Source organism: Geotalea sp. SG265 (assembly GCF_022808985.1).
Lineage (GTDB): Bacteria > Desulfobacterota > Desulfuromonadia > Geobacterales > Geobacteraceae > Geotalea.
The window spans coordinates 73,870-97,326 of the sequence record NZ_JAKZFT010000001.1 but is presented as its reverse complement, the minus strand read 5'-3'; the positions used below and the strand labels follow the sequence as shown (position 1 = coordinate 97,326).

The 23,457-nt window shown below is 56.7% G+C and carries 23 protein-coding genes; 17 read left to right on the top strand and 6 right to left on the bottom strand.

Annotated features, from left to right (window positions below; translation table 11 throughout):
* Positions 1-19 precede the first annotated feature (19 nt).
* The 4 genes from glgA to rocF all read left to right on the top strand — a co-directional run bounded on the left by glgA (position 20) and on the right by rocF (position 4,028).
* On the top strand, positions 20-1,474 hold the full coding sequence (gene glgA, locus ML541_RS00515; protein ID WP_243369713.1) for a glycogen synthase GlgA: 1,455 nt from the start codon (positions 20-22) through the stop codon (positions 1,472-1,474).
* A 3-nt stretch (positions 1,475-1,477) separates the two neighbouring features.
* Positions 1,478-1,630, top strand: a complete 153-nt coding sequence (locus tag ML541_RS00510; protein WP_243369708.1) for a hypothetical protein — start codon at positions 1,478-1,480, stop codon at positions 1,628-1,630.
* Positions 1,631-2,004: 374 nt separating this feature from the next.
* Positions 2,005-3,105 (top strand): hypothetical protein, encoded by a 1,101-nt coding sequence (locus tag ML541_RS00505; protein ID WP_243369706.1) that lies wholly within the window; start codon positions 2,005-2,007, stop codon positions 3,103-3,105.
* 32 nt (positions 3,106-3,137) lie between these two features.
* Complete coding sequence (gene rocF, locus ML541_RS00500) at positions 3,138-4,028, top strand: arginase (RefSeq protein ID WP_243369704.1); 891 nt, start codon at positions 3,138-3,140, stop codon at positions 4,026-4,028.
* A 15-nt stretch (positions 4,029-4,043) separates the two neighbouring features.
* Here the strand turns inward: rocF and ML541_RS00495 are convergent, their stop codons facing one another.
* Both ML541_RS00495 and ML541_RS00490 read right to left on the bottom strand, forming a co-directional pair.
* Positions 4,044-4,223, bottom strand: coding sequence for a hypothetical protein (locus tag ML541_RS00495; RefSeq protein WP_243369702.1), 180 nt, complete (start codon positions 4,221-4,223; stop codon positions 4,044-4,046).
* An 84-nt stretch (positions 4,224-4,307) separates the two neighbouring features.
* The gene (locus tag ML541_RS00490; protein ID WP_243369698.1) at positions 4,308-5,834 is read right to left on the bottom strand and encodes a NapC/NirT family cytochrome c; all 1,527 of its coding nucleotides are present in this window, start codon (positions 5,832-5,834) and stop codon (positions 4,308-4,310) included.
* Positions 5,835-6,295: 461 nt separating this feature from the next.
* Between ML541_RS00490 and ML541_RS00485 the strand changes: the two genes are divergently transcribed.
* From ML541_RS00485 to ML541_RS00465, 5 genes are all read left to right on the top strand, one after another.
* A complete protein-coding gene (locus ML541_RS00485) occupies positions 6,296-6,790 on the top strand; it encodes a cytochrome c3 family protein (protein WP_243369695.1) in 495 nt (164 codons plus the stop codon).
* Positions 6,765-7,550 carry a 4Fe-4S dicluster domain-containing protein gene (locus tag ML541_RS00480; RefSeq protein WP_243369693.1) on the top strand — a complete coding sequence of 262 codons (786 nt, stop codon included), beginning with the start codon at positions 6,765-6,767 and terminating at the stop codon, positions 7,548-7,550. The genes ML541_RS00485 and ML541_RS00480 overlap by 26 nt, the downstream gene beginning before the upstream one ends.
* 2 nt (positions 7,551-7,552) lie before the next feature.
* Positions 7,553-8,806, top strand: a complete 1,254-nt coding sequence (gene nrfD / locus ML541_RS00475; protein WP_243369691.1) for an NrfD/PsrC family molybdoenzyme membrane anchor subunit — start codon at positions 7,553-7,555, stop codon at positions 8,804-8,806.
* Between the two features lie 121 nt (positions 8,807-8,927).
* Complete coding sequence (locus ML541_RS00470; protein ID WP_243369689.1) at positions 8,928-9,992, top strand: alanine--glyoxylate aminotransferase family protein; 1,065 nt, start codon at positions 8,928-8,930, stop codon at positions 9,990-9,992.
* Positions 9,993-10,225: 233 nt separating this feature from the next.
* Entirely contained in the window at positions 10,226-10,402 is a 177-nt protein-coding gene (locus ML541_RS00465) for a hypothetical protein (protein WP_243369687.1), read from the top strand.
* Between the two features lie 35 nt (positions 10,403-10,437).
* Here ML541_RS00465 and rd read toward each other — a convergent pair whose 3' ends face one another.
* Both rd and ML541_RS00455 read right to left on the bottom strand, forming a co-directional pair.
* Positions 10,438-10,596: a rubredoxin gene (gene rd, locus ML541_RS00460; RefSeq protein WP_243369685.1), complete on the bottom strand. Its 159-nt coding sequence runs from the start codon at positions 10,594-10,596 to the stop codon at positions 10,438-10,440.
* A gap of 252 nt (positions 10,597-10,848) precedes the next feature.
* Entirely contained in the window at positions 10,849-11,010 is a 162-nt protein-coding gene (locus tag ML541_RS00455; RefSeq protein ID WP_243369683.1) for a hypothetical protein, read from the bottom strand.
* 215 nt (positions 11,011-11,225) lie between these two features.
* Between ML541_RS00455 and ML541_RS00450 the strand changes: the two genes are divergently transcribed.
* Entirely contained in the window at positions 11,226-13,073 is a 1,848-nt protein-coding gene (locus ML541_RS00450; protein WP_243369681.1) for a phosphoenolpyruvate carboxykinase (GTP), read from the top strand.
* A gap of 109 nt (positions 13,074-13,182) precedes the next feature.
* Here the strand turns inward: ML541_RS00450 and ML541_RS00445 are convergent, their stop codons facing one another.
* On the bottom strand, positions 13,183-15,312 hold the full coding sequence (locus ML541_RS00445) for an EAL domain-containing protein (protein ID WP_243369679.1): 2,130 nt from the start codon (positions 15,310-15,312) through the stop codon (positions 13,183-13,185).
* 171 nt (positions 15,313-15,483) lie between these two features.
* Between ML541_RS00445 and ML541_RS00440 the strand changes: the two genes are divergently transcribed.
* Positions 15,484-15,687 carry a hypothetical protein gene (locus tag ML541_RS00440; RefSeq protein WP_243369677.1) on the top strand — a complete coding sequence of 68 codons (204 nt, stop codon included), beginning with the start codon at positions 15,484-15,486 and terminating at the stop codon, positions 15,685-15,687.
* On the opposite strand, the gene ML541_RS00435 is transcribed toward ML541_RS00440, so the two are convergent.
* Positions 15,684-16,274 (bottom strand): XRE family transcriptional regulator, encoded by a 591-nt coding sequence (locus ML541_RS00435; RefSeq protein ID WP_243369675.1) that lies wholly within the window; start codon positions 16,272-16,274, stop codon positions 15,684-15,686. The two genes, ML541_RS00440 and ML541_RS00435, sit on opposite strands and share 4 nt — an antisense overlap.
* A 206-nt stretch (positions 16,275-16,480) precedes the next feature.
* On the opposite strand from ML541_RS00435, the gene ML541_RS00430 reads away from it, so the two are divergent.
* The 6 genes from ML541_RS00430 to ML541_RS00405 all read left to right on the top strand — a co-directional run bounded on the left by ML541_RS00430 (position 16,481) and on the right by ML541_RS00405 (position 23,446).
* Positions 16,481-17,911 carry a DegQ family serine endoprotease gene (locus tag ML541_RS00430; RefSeq protein ID WP_243369673.1) on the top strand — a complete coding sequence of 477 codons (1,431 nt, stop codon included), beginning with the start codon at positions 16,481-16,483 and terminating at the stop codon, positions 17,909-17,911.
* Positions 17,912-17,976: 65 nt separating this feature from the next.
* The gene (locus tag ML541_RS00425; protein WP_243369671.1) at positions 17,977-18,240 is read left to right on the top strand and encodes a hypothetical protein; all 264 of its coding nucleotides are present in this window, start codon (positions 17,977-17,979) and stop codon (positions 18,238-18,240) included.
* A 75-nt stretch (positions 18,241-18,315) separates the two neighbouring features.
* Positions 18,316-19,275: an RluA family pseudouridine synthase gene (locus ML541_RS00420; RefSeq protein ID WP_243369669.1), complete on the top strand. Its 960-nt coding sequence runs from the start codon at positions 18,316-18,318 to the stop codon at positions 19,273-19,275.
* A 21-nt stretch (positions 19,276-19,296) separates the two neighbouring features.
* Positions 19,297-20,094, top strand: a complete 798-nt coding sequence (pgeF, locus tag ML541_RS00415; RefSeq protein ID WP_243369667.1) for a peptidoglycan editing factor PgeF — start codon at positions 19,297-19,299, stop codon at positions 20,092-20,094.
* Between the two features lie 64 nt (positions 20,095-20,158).
* Positions 20,159-21,004, top strand: coding sequence for a hypothetical protein (locus ML541_RS00410; RefSeq protein ID WP_243369665.1), 846 nt, complete (start codon positions 20,159-20,161; stop codon positions 21,002-21,004).
* Positions 21,005-21,109: 105 nt separating this feature from the next.
* Positions 21,110-23,446, top strand: a complete 2,337-nt coding sequence (locus tag ML541_RS00405; protein ID WP_243369663.1) for a GspE/PulE family protein — start codon at positions 21,110-21,112, stop codon at positions 23,444-23,446.
* Positions 23,447-23,457: the final 11 nt, after the last annotated feature.

Sequence of the window (23,457 nt, the reverse complement as noted above, 5' to 3'; positions counted from 1 at the left end):
ACAGAAAGGTAGTGCTTGTATGAAAATTCTTTTTGTCGCATCGGAAGTCACCCCGTTCGCCAAAAGCGGCGGGCTAGCGGATGTAACTGGCGCGCTGCCCAAAAGCCTGAAGAAACAGGGGCATGACGTCCGCATCATCCTTCCCTTTTACAGCGAGGTGGAAAGGGGAGGGTACGGGATCAGAAAGGGGCGCAAGAGCGTGGACGTCATGGTCGGCGGCTCCGCCAAACGGGGGCTGTTCCGCCACACCACCCTTGAGGACATCCCGGTCTATCTGCTGGAGAACAAGGAATATTTCTCCCGGGACCACCTTTACGGGACGGCAAGCGGCGAATACCCCGATAACCATCAGCGCTTCGCTTTTTTCTGCCGGGGTGTGCTCGATCTCCTGAAAAAGATGGATTATCGCCCCGACATCATCCATTGCCATGACTGGCAGACAGCCATGATTCCCCTGATCCTGAAGAAAGAGAAGGGGGATGATCTTTTTTTCAGCAAGACAGGCACCGTTTTCACTATCCACAATCTTGCCTACCAGGGACTCTTTCCCCGCGAGGCCATGGTGGACATGGGACTCGACCCGTCTCTTTTCACCATCGATTGCCTGGAGTTTTACGGCAAGATTAACCTGCTGAAGGGGGCGATCCTGACGGCGGACGTGATCAACACCGTTTCCGAGACCTATTGCCGGGAGATTCTTACCCCCGAGGCGGGTGATGGGCTTGATGGGGTGCTGGCCCTGCGCAGGAATGATCTATATGGTGTGTTGAACGGCATCGACTACGAACATTGGAATCCGGCAACGGACCGGGGCATCAGCAGAAACTATACCCCTGCCGCCCCAGCGGGAAAGGCCCATAACAAGAAGGCCCTGCAAAAACGTCTCGGTCTGGAGGTCGCCGAGGATGTCCCTTTGATCGGCATGGTTTCGCGGCTTACAGAGCAGAAGGGTTTCGACCTCCTGGAGGCTCTACTGCCCAGGATTGCCAAGGCAAAACTGCAACTGGTGCTGTTAGGTACCGGCGACGAAAAGTATCTGAAGCTGCTCCAGGAGTTTGCGGCTCTTGGAACGGACAACATCTCGGTCAACATCGGCTTTCATCCCGAGCTGGCCCCGCAGATCTACGCGGGAAGCGATATCTTCCTCATGCCGTCGCGCTATGAGCCGTGCGGTCTGGGGCAGATGATCGCCCTGCGCTACGGGGCCGTGCCGGTGGTCAGGAAAACGGGGGGGCTGGCGGATACCGTTTTCGACGAACGGGACCAGTCACGGGAGCCCAACGGCTTCTCCTTTGACGACTACACACCTGAAGCTCTGTGGGAGGCGTTGTCCAGAGCTATCAATGCCCACGCCGATAAAGCTTCATGGAAAAAAATGATGAAACGCGGCATGGCAGGCGATTTCTCCTGGAATGCTTCGGCCAGGAAATACGAGGAGCTCTATCGTCAGGTTCTGGCCAAAAAGGGGAGGTAGCGGGTGGCTGAAGAGAAAGATCTCCTGGAGGAACTGGCCCAGGAAATCAAGCGAAACATCGATAGTAATAAGAAGTTTCTGCAGCGGGTTTTCGACGAGGATTTCGAGTCGGAAGACGACGAAAACGGGGAGGCGGAGGTTTTCGAGGAGCTGTAGATTGCACCATATGAGTTACGGAAAGCCGCTTTCGGAAGAGAGCGGCTTTTTTCGGTTCGTCCAGGAATTCTGTGAAAAAAAAGCAGTCGCGACATCGTCCGTTCGCTCTGTCGCTACAGCTGCGGATCTTGCGATGTCGCCCGCGTAATGGTTCCTGATGCTTGAATCGGCGGTGTTGCCTCCGTTCCACATGCGGCGGGTGTCCGCTCGCCGCTGCAGCTCGTCGCTCTCTCCCGATGCCACGACTGTCTTCCCCGAAAATGTCCGAAGGACCTTTTTTTCATTCCGGGGCGCTGTTGACAATCGGCAAAGCTCCGCAATAATTGACCCTCAAAGCACATCAACCATTCATGATGTGCTGGAGGGAATGCACCATGTCCATTATTCCTACCTATACGCCCCCAGACTTTACCGCGCCGAAGCTGCTTCATGCTCCGGCCGTGCGGACAGCCTCCGCTCCCCGGCAGGGGGTGGCACCGGACAACTTCCACGGTACTTCCAATCACCCGGAGTATCTCCACATTGGAGGGGGCAGGTGGCTGCTGGTCGCCGAGAGTCGTATGGATGCGGTGCTGGTGTTGCGGGGAGAAACGGTCGAGGCGGTGGAAGCCCGACGCCTGCGGAAAGGGGACCGGGTGGTGGTGGGGAGGACGGAGGACGGGGAGGAAGGCATTTATGTGCACCCGGATGGCTTCGCCCAAGCCGGCGCTGCCGGGCATGAAAAGTTCTCCTTCCGCAGCCGTGATACCCGCGAGACCCCCTTTTCCCGCTCCTATGATCAACTTTACCGGATACTGCGCCATGACAGGGAGCAGGGGCACATCGTCTGGGTCCTCGGCCCGGCGGTGGCCTTCGACAAGGACAGCCGCGATGCCATGCAAGGCATTATCGAAGCGGGATACTGCCATGCATTGCTGGCTGGAAATGCCCTGGCCACACATGACCTGGAGGCAGCCCAGTTCGGCACGGGGCTGGGGCAGGACATCTATACCCAGGCCCTGATGCCCCATGGTCACTACAACCACTTGGAGATCATCAACCGGGTCCGCGAATATGGATCCATAGCTGCGGCCGTCGCGGCCCTCAAGCTACATGACGGGATCATCTGCGCCTGCGAAAAAAAAGGGGTTCCCTATGTGCTAGCGGGTTCCATCCGGGATGACGGGCCGCTGCCGGAGGTGATCACCGATGTCTGTCTTGCGCAGGATGCCATGCGCGTCCATGCCAGGAAAGCCACCACCGTCATTGCCGTGGCCACCCAACTCCATGCCATCGCCTTCGGCAACATGGTTCCTGGATACAAGGTGCTGGAGAGTGGTGATGTCCGCCCCGTTTTTTTCTACATAATCGACATGACGGAGTTTTCCGCCGATAAGCTGGCCAACCGGGGCTCCGCCCAGGCTGTTGCCATTCTGACCAATGCCCAGGACTTTATGGTAAACCTGTGGCACAACCTTCATGGGGAGAGTGCATGATGCCCAGCGTCCTGTAGCGCAAGGAGGTAGTGGTGCGGAGGAAAATAAAGCTGATCGGTGTACCCCTGGACCTGGGGCAATCCCTGCGGGGGGTGGACATGGGACCCAGTGCCGTGCGCTATGCGGGACTGGCGGAACGGCTGGCAAATCTGGGTCATGAGGTATGGGATTGCGGCAACCTTGCGGTGCCGGTGCGGGAGGCCCTCTCCCGGGGAAGGGATGTTACCTACCTGGCAGCCATAACCAGGGTATGCAAAGCGGCATATGTGGCTGCACGAGATGCGGTCGAGCAGGGATTCGCCCCCATCTTTATCGGCGGCGATCATTCTCTGGCCATCGGCACCATCGGCGGCATCACCGAGCGGAAACAGGCCGGTGTGATCTATATCGACGCCCATGGCGACATCAATACACCCAAGTCCTCCCCCTCGGGCAATATCCACGGCATGGTCCTCTCGCACCTGATGGGGGACGGATATGTGCGGCTGGTGAACCTGGGAAGGCCCGGGCCGAAACTGAAGCGGGATGACGTGGTGTTGGTGGGGGTGCGGGATCTGGATCCCAAGGAGCGGCTGCGGCTTCGGGAAAAACGCATCAAGGTATTCACCATGCGCGATGTGGATGAACAGGGGATGGGAAACATCGCCCGCCAGTGTCTGGACTTTCTCGGTCACCACGAGCGGATCCATGTGAGCCTCGATGCGGATGTGCTCGACCCCATGGAGGTTCCCGGCGTCGGCACGCCGACCCCCGGCGGCATAACCTACCGGGAGGCCCAGCTGCTTATGGAAATCATTGCCGACAGCAGGCGGCTTTCTTCTCTGGATGTGGTGGAAATAAACCCTGTCTTCGACAACCGCAACCACAGCGCCAGGGTTGTCAGCGACCTGACCGCTTCCCTTTTCGGCGAGCGGATTCTCTGAAGGCCCTTGTCAAAATCACCACCATCCCGGGAAGGCAGTCACCACATCGTCCGTTCGCTCTGTCGCCACAGCTGCGGACCTTGTGGTGCCGCACGCGTAATGGTGCATGATGCTTGGATTGACATGGTTGCCTCCGTTCCACATGCGGCTGGTGTCCGCTTGCCGCTGTAGCTCGTCGCTCTCTCCCGATGCCACGACTGCCTTCCCCCGAAATGTCTGGAGAACAAAAAAGCCCCCGGGATATCCCAGGGGCTTTTTTCGTGTCAAAGGCGATGCAGTTTACTTCTCGTGGCTGCCGCCGCCGGGGATGTCTTCACCGCCAGCCGAGTGGCACTCGCTGCAGTTTGTGGTGTAGATCTCATTGCCGATGTCAACGGGATGAACGAAGTTCTTCACCGTCGTGCCGGCAGGGATGTTCTCCTGCTTTTGGCTGAGGACCGTGTGGCAGAGATTGCAGTCTTTTGAGATCACCTTGCCCTGGGGCGACTTGTGCTTGCCATCATGGCAGCGGAAGCACCCGGGGGTGTAGAAATGGCCGATATGGTTCGGATAGGTGTTCCAGGAAACCTTCATTTCCGGGAAGAAGTTACGGCCGTAAATGGCCTGGACTTCTTCAACTGCTTTATTGATCGCTGCTGCCTTTTCCGCAGCCAGCTTCGGGTAATTCTTGTTGTAGTAGTCATGTAGGCCGGTGGCAATGGCCGTTTTGGCCTCTGCAACATTTTTGTAAGGCTTGGTCAGAAGCTCGACGGCCACTTTCTTCACGTACGGCAGCGAAGCATCGATATGGCCGCTGACGAAATTCTCATCCATCTCCTGTCCCGGTGAACGGTAGATGTGCGTCGGCCGGTTGTGACAGTCGGTACAGTCCATGAGCCGCTTCTTCGCCTTGGCGATCTGCTCCTTGGTCAGGGGTTTTTCGGTGCTCATGTAATCAGTGACTTTGCCGTCCTTATCCTTGACGGAGATGTAGGGTATTTCCAGTCGCTTCTTGTCGGTGGCGATATAGGTGACCTCGCTGCCGATGTGCCAGTGGATGCCCTTGGCATGGGGTGTCTTGGGTGTGCCGCCGATGTTGATCAGCAGGTTGACCTCGCGCTGGGTGTTAAATTCGTTGGGTGCGTAGTGATAGAAGACCTTCTGCCGTCCTGAGTAGAACTTTTCGGGCCAGTGGCAATGCTCGCAGGTATCCCGGGCCGGACGCAGGTTCTCGATGGGGGTCTCGATGGGGGTGGGGAAAGTATGGCTCAATACGGCATATACCTGGCGCAGACCCGAAATCTTTGCCTTGACGTACCATTCGGCCCCTGGTCCCACGTGACATTCGACACATTTCACCTTTGCATGGGGAGAATTGCTCCAGGCCGTATGTTCTGGGCTCATTACCTGATGGCAGAGCTCGCCGCAGAAGGTTGTGGATTCGGTGAACTCGAAGCCCTTGATGGAGGCGATGGAAACAATGAGAACGAAGATGAAGGTGGCAACGACGAAGAAGATGAAAAAGCGCCGTTTATGAGTATCGTTGAGATCGATGCGGGGAAAGGGGGGAATTTCTTCAGGGGCACCGCTGCGCATCTTGGCCCTGACGCGAAATCCGCCCACAGGTACCAGGAGCAGGCCGAGAATGAGCATACCGGGAAAGGCGAAATAGACGAGCAGCCCCAGGTAGGGGTTTTCAACACCGGTAATCATCTCCATTGCCAGAAAGGCAATGATAAGTCCGGTTGCCACAGCAGCCAGTACAATTCCGGCCAGACTTATGGGGTTGTACAAGTATCGTGTAATCGGTGTTTTAGAATTGTTCATCGTTCCTCCATGGATGGTATATTAAGATTATCTTGTAAAATTGGCAAGTTAGATTGATAAATCTACAATGGCTGTTATGAATTTGTCAAATCAAAAAGCAAATGGGCTATTGTGTTTTTTCTTAGTATGGAACAATGTTTTGTCTTTAATGAAGCTCTGTAAAAGGCGCATCCGAAAGTTTCCGTTCAGGAGGGCATTGTTAAGTATCTTGAATTGCAGCTTTATAAGGTGGCCATTTGTTGCGTGTGTCCGATCTTTTGCTACAGTTAAAACCTAGCAGGCTGTTGAAAAACTGTTGCGGGTCCGATCTGCTGCGTTATAACTCGCTCAAAACCTCAGCGTACAGTGGGTACGCTTCGGCTTTTCGCTCGCTTAAGCCTTGCATCTCGGCCTCCTCTCGACGTTTTTCAACAACCTGCTAATGCAATCCGGCTGAAAAACAAGGCCGGCAGGAGGGGGATGTGAATAATCATGTCTGGCGGCCGTTAAATGTGGCTCTCTGCATTATCGCACTTATCCTGATCGTCAGGGTGGTGGCGGTGCCGAGAGACTTCGGCATCCACGACCGGGGCTACATGTACGGTTGGTACCGTCTCGGCAATGAAAAGGAATGGAAGAACATCCGGGTCAAGTATAAGACCAACGAGTACTGCAAGGAGTGCCACAGGGAAAAATACACGGAACTGTTAAGCTCTCCCCATGGGCGGATCATGTGCGAAGACTGCCATGGTCCCGCTTTGGGGCACCCCGAAGATCCTCCCACCCTGACCATCAACCGGGAACGAAAACTCTGCCTGCGGTGTCACAGCCGCCTTCCCTACAAGTCCAGCATCAGAGGTAACATCCGCGGCATCGATCCCGATACTCACAATCCCGGGGCAGAATGTGTACTTTGCCATTATCCCCACAATCCCTTGAAGGAGGCGCAACATGATCACGCGGCGAAGGTTCTGTAAAAACGCCCTCCTTGTGGCGGGAGGCATTGCCATGCCCCTGGCGGCTCTCGAATGGTTCGATCCGAAAAGGCTTCACGCCGAGAGGAAGGATGCTGCCCCGGTGCGCTGGGGGTTCCTGGTGGACACATATAAATGCGTCGGCTGCGGCATGTGCGTCAAGGCCTGTAAAATCGAGAACGAGACCCCTTATGATGCCGATGTTTCCCGTACCTGGGTCGAACGCTATATCGTCACCAAGGACGGCCGCACCCATATCGACTCCCCCAAAGCCGCCCGGGACGGTTTCATCGACAAAAGGGTCGATCTGGGAGAGGGGCGCATGGAGACAATACGGGACGAGGATATTGAAAAAGCCTTCTTTGTCCCCAAGCTCTGTAATCAGTGCGACAATCCGCCATGCGTCCAGGTATGTCCTGTGGGAGCCACCTACCAGGCCGCCGACGGTGTCGTGCTGGTCGATCGCTCCTGGTGCATCGGGTGCGGCTACTGCATCATGGGTTGCCCCTACGGGGTGCGCTTTTTCCATCCTGTTTACCACGTTGCCGAAAAATGCAACTTCTGTTACCACCGGATCAGCAAGGGGATGAAGACCGCCTGTGTCGATGCCTGTCCCTTCGGCGCGCGGCTCGTGGGGAATCTGCGGAATCCGGATGACCCGGTCACCAAGGTCATCATGAGCGAGCGTGTTGCCGTGCTCAAGGAAGAGTACGGGACCAAGCCCCAGGTGTTCTACCGGGGCCTTTCCAGGGAGGTGAGGTAGCCATGGTACATGGTGAAGCTTGGACGCTGAAGGAATTTTTCGTTTACCCGAACGAATATATCTACTGGACGATCCAGATCGTCATGTATCCCTTCATGACCGGTCTCGTCGCCGGCGCTTTTGTTCTCTCATCACTGTATCACGTGTTCGGCGTGAAGCAGTTGAAGGAGATAGCGCGTTTCTCCCTGGTCTTTTCCTTTGCCCTCCTGCCGGTGGCCATGATGCCGCTCATGCTGCATCTGCAGCAGCCCCAGCGCGGGTTCGAGGTCATGATGACCCCCCACTTCACGTCGGCCATCGCCGCCTTCGGCATCGTCTTTTCCACCTACGGCATGATCGTCGCTTCCGAGCTCTGGTTCGTCTATCGCCGCCATTTTGTCACCACGGCGGCCGGGCTGGGGGGCAAAGCGAGCCGCAGCAAGATTGAACAGGCGTGGTTTCTGCTCTACTCGGTGCTGACCCTCGGTGCCCGTGACCTGGGTGAAGAGTCCCTGGCGCGGGATGAGAAAGCAGTCAGGGTGCTGGCGGCGGTGGGCATCCCAGTGGCCTGCTTCCTCCATGGTTATGCCGGCTTCATTTTCGGTTCGGTCAAGGCCAATGCCCTCTGGATGACCCCGCTGATGCCGGTGATCTTCATCTGCTCGGCGGTGGTTTCAGGTATCGCCTTATGCATTCTTACCTATATAGCCACCATGGAGATCAGGAAGCTGGTTCTCTCCTGGCAGAGGAAACACGGGCGGGCGCTGGAGACCAAGGAAGAGCTGAAGAGTGCCGAGATCCAGGTGGTTAGAATGACATCCCGCTACCTTATCATGTTCCTTGTTCTGGCGATCACCCTGGAGCTTTTGGACCTGATTTTCCGGGGTTACACGGCAGTCAAATCGTGGGACATCCTGCGCAGCGTCATCTATGGACGCGACTTCGTCAATATCTTCATTCTCCAGTACGGCCTCGGCAACCTGGTGCCGTTCATCCTCTTTCTCATCCCCGGGCTGTCCATCAGAAGGGCCGCCGCGGGGTGCGCGCTGGTGCTTTTGGGGGTATTCATGATGCGGTGGAATGTCGTCATCGGCGGTCAGGCCTTCTCATCCTCCTTTGCCGGCTTTATGCACTACCAGCTCCCCATCTGGCCCGACAGTTTCGAGACATTCAAGGAGGGGCTTTTCGGAGCGCTCATGGTGGGAATAACCCCCTTTGTTCTCTTCTGGCTGGTGACATGGGTTCTGCCGGTGTTCGGCAGGAATGACAGTCGTTGAGCCTCCCTCCGGCGGATGCCGGGCGCCTGCCTTGACATTAGGACCTCCTTCTGCTAGCCTCCCGGGTGGTATCGACCCTGCAAAAGCGGCAGGGCAAACGAATTACTTCCAAGGAGCACGTATGTCGAAAAAGCTTTTCATTCCCGGTCCCATCGAGGTAGCACCGGAGATACTGCAGGCCATGGCCTCTCCCATGATCGGCCACAGGATGCCTGAATATGCAGCCCTGCACAAAAGGGTGACCGACAAGCTGAAGGAGTTGCTCTTTACCCGCGGCAAGGTTTTCCTTGCCACGTCCAGCGCCTTCGGCGTCATGGAAGGGGCGGTGCGGAACCTGGTGGGCGAACGTTGCGCCAATTTCTGCAACGGTGCCTTTTCGGACAAATGGCACGACGTGACCAAGCGGTGCGGCAAGGAGGCCGACGCCATAAAAGTGGAGTGGGGGCAACCCATCACGCCAGAACTGGTTGATGCCACCCTGGCCACCGGGAAATACGACAGCATCACCCTTATTCACAACGAAACCTCCACGGGTGTCATGTCACCCCTGCCGGAGATAGCTGCGGTGCTCCGCAAATACCCGGAGGTGGTTTCCATCATCGATACCGTTTCATCCATGAGCGCACTGAAGATTCCGCTGGACGAGCTCGGCATAGACTGCTGCATCTTTGGTGTGCAGAAGGCGCTTGCCCTGCCTCCGGGGCTGGCTGTTTTCACCGCCAGTGCCAAGGCGCTGGAGCGGAGCAGAACCATGGAAGGGCGTGGCTATTACTTCGATTTTCAGGAATTTGCCGCCATGGACGAGAAGGATAACACTCCTTCGACGCCGTGCATTTCCCTGATTTATGCCCTTGATCGACAACTGGAGCGCATCTTTACTGAGGGATTGGAGGCGCGGTGGCAGCGGCATCTGGCATTGGCCGAGTATGTGAGGGGATGGGTCCGGGAGCGGGGTTTCGATTTTCTGGCTGCCGGGCCTTACCGCTCCCTTACCCTTACCTGCGCCGTCAACAGCAGGGATGTGGATCTGGCGGATCTGAAGAAAAAACTGGGCGAGCGCGGTTATGCCTTCGACAACGGCTACGGCAAGCTCAAAGGGAAGACCTTCCGCATCGCCCACATGGGAGACATGCAGTTGGCGGACCTGCAGGATTTCACCCGGCAGATAGACGACATTCTCCGTTGACCAGACGTCCATCCCCGGCCGAGTGGGCGCTCGTTATCCGTATTAAATATCTGGACTTACTCCTCCGAATTCCGGATAATGGCCATGTGTGAAGCATCCGGACGCTTCTCGGTCCGCATGGACAGCATCAGTGACCATCTGAAAATCCGCTGGAAAAGGTGTTGAGACTGCCCGTTCCCGCGGTAACGGAGCATCTGTTATTCCAGTTCTAAGTGCCGACGAGGGAGGATCAAATGAAGTGCCCTAATTGTGGAGACAGAAAATCAGTCGAAATCGATATCCATTCTTCGGGATTTTCCGCCGAGCAGTCGCCGGTGAAGGAATGCGGCGCTTGCGGCCTTGTCTGGAGGGTCAAGATGTCCGGTGAGAAGGCTGAGATCGACATTATCAAGGCAGCTGACAAGAAGTAAGGCAGCTGCCACAGGCGGATGAGAGCCTGCTTCATTCAAGCCGGCTCAAATGCGTCCTTTCCAGCACCGCAGAGGGGACATACCCAGTCTTCGGGCAGGTCCGAGAAAGGGGTGCCGGGGGCGATGCCGTTTTCGGAATCTCCTGTTGCCGGATCGTAGATGTAGCCGCATACAGTGCAGACATACTTTTCCATTTCACTCTCCTTTCCCGCTAAAAAAATCCCGCCATATCAAAATGCAGTTGCAAAAAAAAGGTTCTGTTTTATACTGTTGAGGTTCGTTAATTAATCAAATCTTTTATTTGTACTGGTGTGCCCTGTGCCGGCTCAGCGGTAGGAGTGTAGCACATGGTTCTTTGCTGTCAATTGCGACAATCTCATGGTATTTGCAATTTCAGCTTGATTTTACAAAATCTTGTGCTATTTTAGCAAAACTAAACATGGGTCTCAGCTTTCTTCATTAGTTTCAGCGGATGCGCGCATCCTTTTGAGCTGACCATTCAGAAAGGCATGGTTTTTATGAGAGAGACTTGCCGTTCCTTCTCGGGAATTTCCCTTAGCACAGGCTGCCAAAGTCCAGAATCCAACATGCTCTGCGGATGCTTCCATTCCCGCCCCCCCTTTTTTTCCTTCCATATTCCGATCCAGGCACAGACTTAAAAATTACCCGACACATCAGCTTTCCGCGTTTACCCCGTTGTTAAGCATAATAAAATTTTTGGTGGGGCGGAGAAGAAGCTATTTTTTTCTAAGAAAACACTAATTAGATCAATAATGCGTGTATTTGTCCCGTAGTAACTTACTGAAATGAGGAGGAGATTGTAATGGGTTACGAAGTAAAGAATGAACAATTGCGAAAATGGGTCGAAGAAGTCACAGCACTGTGCCAGCCTGCAAACGTACACTGGTGCGACGGTTCGCAGGAAGAGTACGACAAGCTCTGTAATCAGTTGATCGAAAGCGGTACGTTCCGGAAGCTCAACCCGGAGAAGCGTCCCAACAGCTATCTTGCCTGGTCTGATCCCGGCGATGTGGCCAGGGTCGAGGACCGGACCTTTATCTGCAGCCTGACCAAGCAGGAAGCGGGCCCCACAAATAACTGGGTTCACCCCAAGGAGATGAAAAAGACCCTGACCGGCCTCTTCAAGGGCTGCATGCGTGGCCGCACCATGTATGTCATTCCCTTCAGCATGGGACCGCTCGGATCGCCTATTGCCAAAATCGGCATAGAAATCTCCGACTCCCCCTATGTTGCGGCCAATATGAAGATCATGACCCGCATGGGCAAGCAGGTCATCGACGTCCTCGGCGACGGTGAGTTCGTTCCCTGCCTGCACTCCGTCGGCGCTCCCCTGGAGCCTGGGCAGAAGGACGTTCCGTGGCCCTGCAACAAGGAAAAATACATCGTCCACTTCCCCGAGGAGCGTGCCATCTGGTCCTTCGGCTCGGGATACGGCGGCAATGCCCTCCTCGGCAAGAAATGTCTGGCACTGCGCATCGCTTCGAAGCAGGGGAAAGACGAGGGATGGCTGGCCGAGCACATGCTGATCCTGGGCGTTCAGTCGCCGACCGGGGAGAAAACCTATGTGGGCGCCGCCTTCCCCAGCGCCTGCGGCAAGACCAACTTCGCAATGCTGATCCCGCCCAAGCCTCTGCAGGACAAGGGCTGGAAGGTAACCACCCTTGGCGACGACATTGCCTGGATCAAGCCCGGTCCCGACGGCCAGGTCTACGCCATCAATCCGGAGTATGGCTACTTCGGCGTCGCTCCCGGCACCAATGTCAAGACCAATCCTAACGCCATGGCCTCCTGCGCCAAGAACACCATCTTCACCAACGTAGCCCTTACTCCCGATGGTGATGTGTGGTGGGAAGGCATGTCGGATGAGCCGCCGGCAAAGCTTACCGACTGGCAAGGGCAGGAGTGGACCCCCGGCTGCGGCCGTAACGCCGCTCACCCCAACTCTCGCTTCACCGCCCCGGCATCCCAGTGCCCTTCCATCGATCCCGATTGGGAGAACCCAAAAGGGGTGCCCATGAGCGCCTTTATCTTCGGTGGCCGCCGCAAGGATACCGTGCCGCTGGTTTACCAGGCATTCAACTGGAACTTCGGCGTCTACCTTGCCTCGACCCTCGGCTCTGAGACCACTGCCGCTGCCGTCGGCGCCACCGGCAACGTCCGCCGCGATCCCTTCGCCATGCTTCCTTTCTGCGGCTACCACATGGCCGATTACTTCGGCCACTGGCTCCAGTTCGGCCGTTCCATTCCGAAGCCGCCCCGGATCTTCAGTGTCAACTGGTTCCGCAAGGATGCCAACGGCAAATTCATCTGGCCGGGTTATGGCGACAACATGCGCGTCCTCAAATGGATCGTCGAGCGCGTTCAGGGCAAGGCCGCAGCGGTCGAATCGCCGCTGGGCTGGATGCCGCGCTACGAGGACATGGACTGGGAAGGGCTGGATATGAGCAGGGAGAAGTTCAATGAACTGACCTCGGTGGACCGCGATGTGTGGCAGAACGAGCTTATCGCCCATGAGGAACTTTTCCTCAAGCTCTTCGACCGTCTACCCAAGGAATTCCTCCACATGCGCGAACTGATCACTTCCAGCCTCTGGCGTTCGCCTGAACACTGGGAGCAGATAAACCCTTTCGTGGAAGGGTATAACGACTAAGGTCCGGCACCGCCGGCCGTGAATGCCAAGAGGCCCCGTTTGCTGCGGGGCCTCTTTTTTTTGTTGTGTTCTAGATTTCGAAAAATGCGGATGTCTTCTGGATGTGGATTCAGGGTGAGATCAGACTGTCCATGGCCAGGTAGGGCCATTCGGTACTGTGGAGCAAGCTGGTGACTTCTTCTGCCGGAACCGGCCTGCTGAAGAGATAGCCCTGCATCTCCTGACAGTCCAGGTTGCTCAGCATCTTCAATTGTTCCACCGTTTCGACCCCTTCGGCGATGACGTTGAGACGCAGACTTCTGGCCATGTTGATGACCGCCGTGGCTATGGCCGCATCGTCCTTGTTGGTGTCGATGTCGCTGACAAAGGACTGGTCTATCTTCAGCGTCTGGATCGGCAGCTTTTTAATATAAGAGAGGGACGAGTAGCCGGTGCCGAAATCGTCGATGGAAATATGGATACCCAGGCTGTTGAGGCGATTGAGGGTCTCGATGGTCTTGTCGAAATTCTGCAGCATGATGTTCTCGGTCACTTCCATCTCCAGCCAGCGCGGATCCATGTCCTCCTCGATCAGGACCTGCTCGACCATGTTCACCAGCATCGGCTGCTGAAACTGGCGCGGCGAAAAATTCACCGCCACACGCATGGGGGGGTAATTCATCTCCTGCCAGCTTTTGTTCTGCCTGCAGGCGGCTCGGAGCACCCACTGCCCTAGCGGGACGATCAGGCCGATATCTTCTGCCAGCGGGATGAACTGCTTGGGGGGCACGAGGCCGATTTCCGGGTGCTGCCAGCGTACCAGCGCCTCAATGCAGACGATGCGCCCGGAGTTGATATTGATCTTCGGTTGGTAGTAGAGGAGGAATTCACCGTTCTGCAATGCCCGGCGCAGGTCGTTCTCCATGATGAGCCTTCGCATGGCCTGCTCATCCATTGAGGATGTGTAGAGATGATATCGGTTGCGTCCTTGCTCCTTGGCTCGGTACATGGCCATGTCCGCATTCTTGATGAGCGTCTCCGTATCCTTGCCGTCGTCGGGATAAATGCTGATGCCGATGCAGGTGCTGACGAACAACTCGATGTCCGGGAGGACGAAGAGCCGGTTGAAGGCCTCAATGATCTTCTGGGCGACCCGTACCGCTTCCTGGATCGAATCCAGGTCGGGGAGGAGAATGATGAATTCGTCACCCCCTCTCCTGGCGACGGTATCTATGTCGCGGCGGCAGCATTCCCGCAGGCGCAGGGCGGCAGCCTTGAGCAGCTCATCCCCCACGCCGTGGCCGAGGGTATCGTTGATGACCTTGAACCGGTCCAGATCCAGAAAGAGAATAGCCAGAAGGCGTCCGTGGCGCTGGGCCTGGGCCAGGGCCAAGTGCATCAGCTCGTTGAACAGCTGGCGGTTCGGCAGCCCCGTGAGTGTATCGTAATAGGCCATCTGTCTGATGGTCTCTTCTGCCGCCTTGCGCTCGGTGATGTCTTCCTGGAAGGCGATGTAATGGGTGATGCTGTTCTCGCCATCGGTGATGGGGGAAATGGAGGTCAGCGCCCAGTAAAATGTCCCGTCCTTTTTCCGGTTATGGAACTCTCCCCACCATTCGCCGCCGCCGCTGATGATCTCCCAGAGTTTTCGGTATTCTTCAGGGGCAATCTGACCCGACTTGAGCATATTCGGCTTATTGCCCACGGCTTCAGCGGGATTGTAACCGGTAAGTTTCGTAAATGTAGGATTGACGTACTGGATTCTTCCCCCGGTATCGGTGATCATGATGGAAACGGGGCTCTGCTCGACGGCACGGGAGAGGCTGCGGATGAAATCCTCCTGCTCCCGGAGCCGTTGCTCCTGTCTGCAGGATTCCAGGCATTCCTCGATGACCGATTGCAGCTTGCCATGGTCGATGGGTTTCAGTACGTAATGGCTGATGCCGATGTCGATGGCTTCCAGAAGAAGCCTGGTATCTGACTGGGCAGAAAGAATGATGATCTTTGCCCCCTCGCTCAGCTGTTTTATCTCCTTTGCCATGGTAATGCCGTCCATGACCGGCATTTTCATGTCGGTAAGGACAATGTCAGGCCTGTGGGTCCGGTACAGTTCCAGTCCCTTTGCACCGTTCACCGCCGTGAACAGATTCATTCCCGGAAATCTACGGGCTATGACCAGCGAGATCAATTCTCTGGTGGCGCCGTCATCCTCGACGAAAAGTAGTGTCGGAGCGGGTGCTTTGGCTGTGGTAAATTCCATTTAAATGTGCCGTTTGCTTGTTTATTGGTGTGTTTTAACTTTTATAGTAAATCAGGTTTTTCGGCTCAGTCAATGGGGGAGGGCAGGATGGTCAATGGAGGGGATAGCGGCTTGCAACGGGTCGCAGCCATGTTACCCTTACACTGCAGGGGACAGTGTGGGAGGTGGCGCATGAAAAAGACTGACCACAATTATGTTTGCCAGCGGACGGAACACAAGGATGAGCGGGTCCGACTGCGGAATACGCGGACCGGAGAGGTGGGGCTGACCTTCAGCTGCACCCCCAGCGGCGAGACCATTCAGGTGGAACTGGAGAACGGCGAGCTGGACAGCTGGCCCCCCGAGGAATGCGAAGAGGATAAAGGTGGGGCTTAATCTTTCGAGTAAAGGACGGCGACTGCTTTTGCCGGCTTGGTGCCGGTGGAAACATAGCCATGGGGTTCCGCCGAATCGTAATAGATGCTGTCCCCAGGCATGAGGGTCATTATCTCCTGGCCGTAATGAAATTCCAGGACCCCTTCCAGGAGATAGATGAACTCCACCCCCTCGTGGCTATAGAAGCGGCTGTCATCCCAGGCGGCCTTCTCGAATTCGATGAGGAACGGCTCGATTTGTTTGTGCCGTATGCCCGGGGCCAGGGGGCGGTAGAGATATCCCTGGACCTGGTCCGCTCCCGAGCGGCGCCTGCTGAACGGTCCGCTGCCCCCCCTGGTGAGGACGAATTTCTGACGGTCGCCTTCCTCTTCGAAGAAATAGTGAATGCCGACCTTCAGACCTTTGGCAATGCGCAGCAGGGTAGCCAGCGGAGGGGTGACCTGGTCGTTTTCGATCTGGGACAGAAGGGGCTTGGACAGACCAGTTGATTCGGCCAGTTCCTGGAGGGTGTGCCGTTTTTCCTGCCTCAGTTTGCGTATTTTTTCGCCCAGTTTCAATTCGAGCACTTCGGATTTTATCTCTTTCACTCATCCTCCTGTTATGGCTTTATAAGCAAAAGACCGCCCTGCGTCAAGTGGGTAATTGCACGGTCATCCAATGGCCGATGGCATGCAAACCTCGTCTGGGAAGGCTTTCCGGTCAATCTGCCGGCTTTCAAAGCCGTTGACAGCGCCCATGAATTTGGCTAATCTTGCACCGTTTGTACTGCATAAACCATTCTGGAGTAAAGACAATGGCACACCGAGTTCTTGTCGTCCTGCTGGTTTTCATCACCCTGCTTCCGGCTTGCAGAAAAAAGGAGGAGGCGTACTTCTCGGAATCAAGCCGCAAGGGCGCTGCCGAGGCGCCGGTCAAGGAGGTCCCCCGGGACATCCTCGCCACACAGCAGGCCTTTTCCAATGTGGTGAAGGCGGTCAATCCGGCCGTGGTAAACATTTCCACGATCAGCAAGAAAAAGCTGGTTCAGCCTTTTTTCGAGATGTCCCCCTTTTTCGAGGATTTCTTTGGCGGCGGGGGGGGCTTGCCCCGCTACCGGCGTGAAAACAGCCTCGGTTCCGGCTTCATCATCAGCAAGGATGGCTACATCATCACCAACGATCATGTGGTCAGAGATGCGGAAAGTATCCAGGTCACCCTTTCAGATGAAAAAAGCTACAAGGGGAAGGTCGTCGGCAGCGATCCCAAGACCGACATAGCCGTCATCAAGATAGGTGCCAAGGGGGATCTGCCTGTGGCGGTACTCGGCGATTCGGACAAGCTCAGTGTCGGGCAATGGGCCATCGCCATCGGTAATCCCTTCGGCCTCAACCGTACCGTCACGGTGGGAGTCATCTCCGCCACGGGCCGCTCCAACATGGGGATCGAGACTTACGAGAACTTCATCCAGACCGACGCTTCCATTAATCCCGGTAACTCAGGGGGACCGTTGCTCAATGTCTACGGCGAGGTCATTGGCATCAATACGGCCATCGTTGCCGCAGGGCAGGGAATCGGCTTTGCCATTCCCATCAACATGGCGAAAGTTGCCGTACCGCAATTGATCAAGAAGGGAAATGTAACTCGTGGCTGGCTTGGCATCTCAATTCAGCCCGTCACGGAAGACCTGGCCCAGTCATTTGGTCTTAAGAGAGCCAAAGGAGCCCTGGTAAGCGATGTCGTGCCCGGCAGTCCCGCAGCCAAGGCCGGATTACGGCAGGGGGACGTGGTTACCCGGTACGGCGGCAAGGAAATAACATCCGTGCAGCAGTTGCAGCTGGCGGTGGCCAACACCCCGGTCGGCACTTCCGTCGAGATAGAGGTGCTGCGGGAAGGGCAGACGAAGAAACTCACCGTCGCCCCAGCTTCGGCTGATAGTGCGGCGGCCCAGGCACCGGCTACTTCGGAGGCCGGTTCTGAGGCACTGGGGTTGACCGTTGCCGAATTGCCGCGTGAACTACGGCAGAGGGGACTCCAAGGAGTCATAGTCACGGATGTGGAAGAGGGAAGCCTGGCTGCGGAAAGCGGTATTCAGCAGGGAGATGTGCTGGTCTCGGTCAACCAGAAGAAGATTTCTGGCACCGCCGATTATGCACGGGCACTGAAGGATGCGGAACGCAAGGGATCGGTTGCCCTGCTGGCGAGAAGGGGTAATGCCAGCATATACTTTGCCATGAAATTAAGGTAGTATCTGCGGTTGAAATGGAGTAAAGTGCCACGGCAGCAAAACAAAAAAGATGATCGGGTGAGAGCATGAGCCTTATAGACAACCCTGAACAGGCCCGGCGACTGGCACGGGCCATCATATCCGATGTCGCCATCTACAATCGTGAAAAGGTGGAGCAGGGGATCAAGAACGACAATATCTTTGAGCTGCTTACCGAAGAGCTGGACGAGGGGCGGCAGCATTTCAACACCAGGGTCACCCCTGAACTGGCCCAATCAAACGTCTTCGAGCTTGCCGTCGTAGATGTCCTCATCAAGCGGTCAGGCAAAATCGAATCGTCCATCTGGTAGGGCTGCGGTTCATAGATACATCATCCGAGGCGCGGTTTATCCAATCGCGCCTCGTTTTTTTGGCAGGGCATCGTAGTGACAGACATTGAATTAACTGTACCCGAAAACGTGGAGGGTGAACGCCTGGATACCTTCATTGCCAGGAACGTGGAGACCCTGACCCGGGCGGCGGTCCAGCGCCTGGTGGAAAGCGGCATGGTCACGGTCGATGGCGTGCCACCAAAACCTTCCCTGAAGCTCAAAGGTGGTGAACGCGTCACCGTAGTCGTCCCGCCGCCGGTGGAGGCAGCGCCTGTCCCCGAAGACATTCCCCTGGAAATACTGTACGAGGACCGCGACCTGATCGTTGTCAACAAGGCTGCGGGCATGGTGGTTCATCCGGGGGCGGGAAGCAGCAGCGGCACCCTGGTCAATGCCCTGCTCGGTCACTGCACCGATCTCTCGGGTATTGGCGGAGAGTTGCGCCCCGGAATCGTTCACCGCATCGACAAGGATACTTCGGGCATCCTGGTGGTCGCCAAGAACGATGCGGCCCATCTGGCCCTGTCGGAACAGTTCCGGGAACACAGCATAAAACGCATTTACTATGCCATTGTTTACGGTTCGCTGAAGGGAGACACGGGGCGGCTGGAGTCGGTGATCGGCAGGCATCCGACGGACCGGAAGCGGATGTCCGGCAAGGCCAGGCACGGCAAGCACGCAGTGACCCACTGGCGGGTTATAGGCCGTTACCCCGGCATGTGCCTGATCCGCCTGCGCCTGGAGACGGGCCGGACCCACCAGATCAGGGTCCATCTTTCCGAGGCGGGGTACCCGCTGGTGGGGGATGAGGTTTACGGGGGGGGCGCCAGACTGGCATCGGTAAAAGACCCGGTGCTGCGCAGGCTGATCAAGGAGCTGGGGCGCCAGGCCCTCCATGCCAAGACCCTCGGCTTTATTCACCCCTCCACGAAGGAGTACCTGGAATTCGACACGGAACTGCCCCGGGATATGGCGTCAATCATCGGGCACCTGGAGCAGCCGGCTCAGAAATAAAAGGATACAAGGATAATATCTATGGAAATGAAGAAAGCAGGCAAGGTCCACTACCTGGAGCCGCAGCAGATGACGAAACGGGGGGAAGCTGTGATGGGTTTTACTACCCGCCACGAAGGGGTTTCCCGTCCACCGTACAATTCCCTCAACCTGGGCTCCAACACCTTCGATTCGCCCCACAACGTGGAGGGGAATCGAAGTCTCCTTGCCCGGTCGGTGGGTGCGAGCCTGGACCGGCTGGTGACGGTCAAGCAGGTCCACGGCACCGATCTCCTCGTCATTGATGCGCCCAATCCTGATTTTGCCCATTTCCATGCCCTTGAATGCGACGGCATCATCACCAATCAGCCCCGGGTCTTAATCGGTGTCACCGTTGCCGACTGCGTCCCGGTCCTCCTCCATGATCCGGTCAATGGTGCGATTGCCGCCCTCCATGCGGGGTGGAAAGGGACGGCAGGGGAGATCTGCAAAAAGGGGGTCGCCGCCTTACAGGAACTTTTCGGCTCCAATCCGGCTGAGATCCTGGCCGCTGTCGGCCCCGCCATTGGCCCCTGCTGCTATGAAGTGGATGCCCCGGTCATGGAAGCTTTTAAAAAGGGGGCTTCAGGCTGGGACCTGCACGCAGTTCCCAGGGGGGAGGGTAAGTGGGGGCTTGATTTGGCAGGGGCCAACCGACGGCAGTTGACGGAGGCGGGCCTTTCAGACGGCAATATCTCCGTATCTACTATGTGTGTCAGCTGCAATCCGGAGCTCTTTTTCTCCTATCGCAGGGATCAGGGGGAGACGGGGCGGCAGATGGGATTCATCATGTTGCAGTAGAGGCTTAATTCCAACCCTTCTGCAGAAGCACAGAAGGTACCAATCTTTACGGGAGGATGTACGAATGAAAGCGGTTTTCAGATCTGGTCTTATTTTACTGGCATCACTCGTTACTTTCGGCTGTGCACAGAATTTCTACAACGTTCCCCGGGAGGTCTACGAAAAGCAGGTGCGGACCCTGGGGGTGGCGCCCATTTTCGTGGATGCCGATTCGGACATCAGGCATCCGGAAAAGGAGGCGCTGGTGAACCTGGTCAGGGAAAACAACCGCAAGAATGAGAAGGAACTGGTGGCCCAACTGCGGGAGACGGGAACCTATTTTGCCGTGAGGCTCCTGGACGACAACGCGGAACAGCTCTATTCCACGCTCTTCTCGCGTCGGGAGAGGCGTGATGACGCCGGGGTCAAGTACAACAAGTATTTTTTCAAGCCGGAGGAGCTGAAGAACCTCATTGCCAAAAACGGCGTTGATGCCGTCATGTTGGTGACAGTGAACGGCCTTACCTCTCAGGAGAAGGTCTATTCCAGCAACCTGCTCTCTTACCTGGACAGCGACTACAACTATCTGGCCGTCTCCGCGCAGATCCTCGATGCAGAAGGGAACACCCTCTGGGAATACCCCAACTTCCGCCAGCGTTCCCTTTCCTACCCCATGCTGTTTGCTCTCCAGTACCCCGACTTCGATGAAGCGAAGGCCAACGAGAGCGACCGTGTCGAGGTGCATTTCAAGACTATCCCCGGCATCGCCCGGGCCTTTGCCAAAATGGAAGCCGCCCGGGGGAAAGGGCAGGTTTCCACCATCTACAACAACATCTTCGCCGACATGGCTTCGCTGCAGCAGCCCGAGCGGAACTTATTCGGCGGCAAAAAGGATGACGGCAAGGAGCAGAAGGGGGCCGAGCAGAAGTGACGCGACGTTGAGGATCAGACGCTACAATAACGGATGAAAAGAGACCCGCACCGGCTTGGCGCGGGTCTTGCTTTATACATGCTTGCAAAACAGCAGCTGCCTGCTATGTTTAATGAAATTATCACTGCAGTCGAGGGAACTGTTATGGATATGGCAACCGGCGTACTGAAGGAGCAACTGGAATACCGCAAGCGTTTCATGGAGAAGATCAATGAGATCCATTCCGCCGCCAACCTGAACAGCATTCTCATTCAGCTGAAAGACAGCATCGCAGAACTGTTCAAGGCGGAAAGGATGACCATTTACGTGGCGGACCGGCAGCGGAACGTGCTTATCTCACGGATCAAATCGGGGGATGAGGTCAAGCAGATCGTCGTTCCCATCTCCCCGGAAAGCATCGCCGGCTATTGCGCCACGTCGCAGCAACTGGTCAATATTACCAACGCCTACGACAGCCACGAGCTGAAAATGATCAACACCAGCCTCCGTTTCGACGAGACATGGGACCAGAAGACCGGCTTCCGTACTTCGCAGGTGCTCTGCGTGCCGATGATCTTCGACAGCAAGCTGATCGGCGTTATGCAGCTCATCAACAAGAAGGGTGCTGTAGCCTTTACCGCTACCGACTTGAACTACGCCTCCGAACTCGCTACCTCGCTTTCCATCGCCATCCACAACATCTATCGCCTCAGTGCCTCGGTCAAGATCATTCGTCAGAACTCCCGCTACAACTACCTCTTGGACAAGAACCTGCTCGACGAGAAGGACATCCAGAAAGCATCGGCCCATCCTGACCTGGCGAAGATCGGTCTCGATCATGTCATCATGCGCGAGTTTTCCATTTCCTCCGAGGATATGGTCAAGAGCTTAAGCCTTTACTTTGGTACCGATTTTATCTGCTTTGACGGTGCACTCCCTCCACTGGTCGATCTCCTGGAGCGGATCAAGCCCGACCGACTGAAGAAGGAGCGCTGGGTGCCGGTCAAGGTGGAAAACGGTGTCTTGCAGGTGGCCATGGAGGACCCTACCGATCTGGCCAAGCAGGACCTGATCAAGTTCGTCTACCCCGAGTATCGTCGTTTGAGCTTTGTCGGCGCCTATCGCCAGGACATCGACCTCTTCATCGATCATTTCTATAACCTGGGGGGGCTGCCCGGTGATTCCTCCACCATCTCCGAGCTGCTCGATAAGCTCGACACATCAGACGAGCCGGAAGTGGAGCAGGAGGTGCAGAAGGTCTCGGACCAGGACAGTGTAATAGTCCAGCTGGTGAACAAGATCGTCTGCGATGCTTACAACGCCAAGGCATCAGATATACATATCGAGCCCTACCCGGGAAAGAACGACGTCCTGGTGCGGATCAGGATCGATGGCCGCTGCAAGGTCTACCAGCGCATCCCCTACAAGTACAAGCACGCCATCACCTCCCGCATCAAGATCATGTCGGGGCTGGACATTGCCGAGCGGCGCAAGCCCCAGGACGGCAAGATTGACTTCAAGAAATTCGGCCCCATCGATGTGGAACTGCGCGTTGCCACCCTTCCCACTGCCGGACAGCTGGAGGACGTGGTGCTCAGGGTGCTCGCCTCCGGGGAGCCGATCCCCTTCGACAAGCTGGAGCTCACCCAGCGCAACACCCGGATCTTTGAGGAGTCGATCAAGAAGCCCTACGGCCTGATCCTGGTGGTGGGCCCCACCGGCTCGGGCAAGACCACCACCCTCCATTCGGCGGTCGCCCGCATCAACGACCCGGAAACGAAGATCTGGACGGCCGAGGATCCCGTGGAGATCACCCAGAAGGGGCTTCGCCAGGTGCAGGTCAACTCCCGCATCGGCTTTACCTTTGCTGCGGCGCTCCGTTCTTTCCTCCGTGCCGATCCGGATGTGATCATGGTCGGCGAGATGCGGGACGCCGAGACCACCTCCACCGGCATCGAGGCCTCGCTGACCGGCCACCTGGTATTTTCTACCCTCCACACCAACTCCGCCCCGGAGACCGTCACCCGGCTCCTGGACATGGGGATGGACCCATTCAGCTTTTCCGACGCCCTGCTCTGCATCCTCGCCCAGCGCCTTGCCCGCAGGCTCTGCGATTGCCGGGAGGTCTATGCCCCCGATGCGCGGGAACTGGACGGGGTGATCGAGGAATATGGCCCGGAACATTTCGCCCGGCTTGGAGTTGACCGGGAGACCATAAAGTTGAGCCGCGCCAAGGGGTGTCCCAAGTGCAACGACACCGGCTACAAGGGGCGGCTCGGCCTGCACGAGATCCTGGAATGCACCGATGCCATGAAGGCCCTGATCAAGCGCAAGGATGAAGTGGATGTGATCCGCCGCCAGGCCATCGCCGACGGCATGACTACCCTCAAGCAGGACGGCATCCTCAAGGTCTTCCAGGGTCTGACCGACTTGAAGGAAGTCCGCCGGGTCTGCATCAAGTAACGGAGCAGCCC

Bases quoted from the DNA above. Each gene is read 5' to 3' on its own strand.
- ML541_RS00405 (WP_243369663.1), top strand. From the start codon at position 21,110: ATGTTTAATGAAATTATCACTGCAGTCGAGGGAACTGTTATGGATATG.
- ML541_RS00425 (WP_243369671.1), top strand. From the start codon at position 17,977: ATGAGCCTTATAGACAACCCTGAACAGGCCCGGCGACTGGCACGGGCC.
- ML541_RS00450 (WP_243369681.1), top strand. From the start codon at position 11,226: ATGGGTTACGAAGTAAAGAATGAACAATTGCGAAAATGGGTCGAAGAA.
- ML541_RS00430 (WP_243369673.1), top strand. From the start codon at position 16,481: ATGGCACACCGAGTTCTTGTCGTCCTGCTGGTTTTCATCACCCTGCTT.
- ML541_RS00505 (WP_243369706.1), top strand. From the start codon at position 2,005: ATGTCCATTATTCCTACCTATACGCCCCCAGACTTTACCGCGCCGAAG.
- rd (WP_243369685.1), bottom strand. From the start codon at position 10,596: ATGGAAAAGTATGTCTGCACTGTATGCGGCTACATCTACGATCCGGCA.
- ML541_RS00455 (WP_243369683.1), bottom strand. From the start codon at position 11,010: ATGGAAGCATCCGCAGAGCATGTTGGATTCTGGACTTTGGCAGCCTGT.
- ML541_RS00445 (WP_243369679.1), bottom strand. From the start codon at position 15,312: ATGGAATTTACCACAGCCAAAGCACCCGCTCCGACACTACTTTTCGTC.
- nrfD (WP_243369691.1), top strand. From the start codon at position 7,553: ATGGTACATGGTGAAGCTTGGACGCTGAAGGAATTTTTCGTTTACCCG.
- ML541_RS00410 (WP_243369665.1), top strand. From the start codon at position 20,159: ATGAAAGCGGTTTTCAGATCTGGTCTTATTTTACTGGCATCACTCGTT.
- ML541_RS00480 (WP_243369693.1), top strand. From the start codon at position 6,765: ATGATCACGCGGCGAAGGTTCTGTAAAAACGCCCTCCTTGTGGCGGGA.
- ML541_RS00465 (WP_243369687.1), top strand. From the start codon at position 10,226: ATGAAGTGCCCTAATTGTGGAGACAGAAAATCAGTCGAAATCGATATC.
- ML541_RS00440 (WP_243369677.1), top strand. From the start codon at position 15,484: ATGAAAAAGACTGACCACAATTATGTTTGCCAGCGGACGGAACACAAG.
- glgA (WP_243369713.1), top strand. From the start codon at position 20: ATGAAAATTCTTTTTGTCGCATCGGAAGTCACCCCGTTCGCCAAAAGC.
- pgeF (WP_243369667.1), top strand. From the start codon at position 19,297: ATGGAAATGAAGAAAGCAGGCAAGGTCCACTACCTGGAGCCGCAGCAG.
- ML541_RS00490 (WP_243369698.1), bottom strand. From the start codon at position 5,834: ATGAACAATTCTAAAACACCGATTACACGATACTTGTACAACCCCATA.
- ML541_RS00470 (WP_243369689.1), top strand. From the start codon at position 8,928: ATGTCGAAAAAGCTTTTCATTCCCGGTCCCATCGAGGTAGCACCGGAG.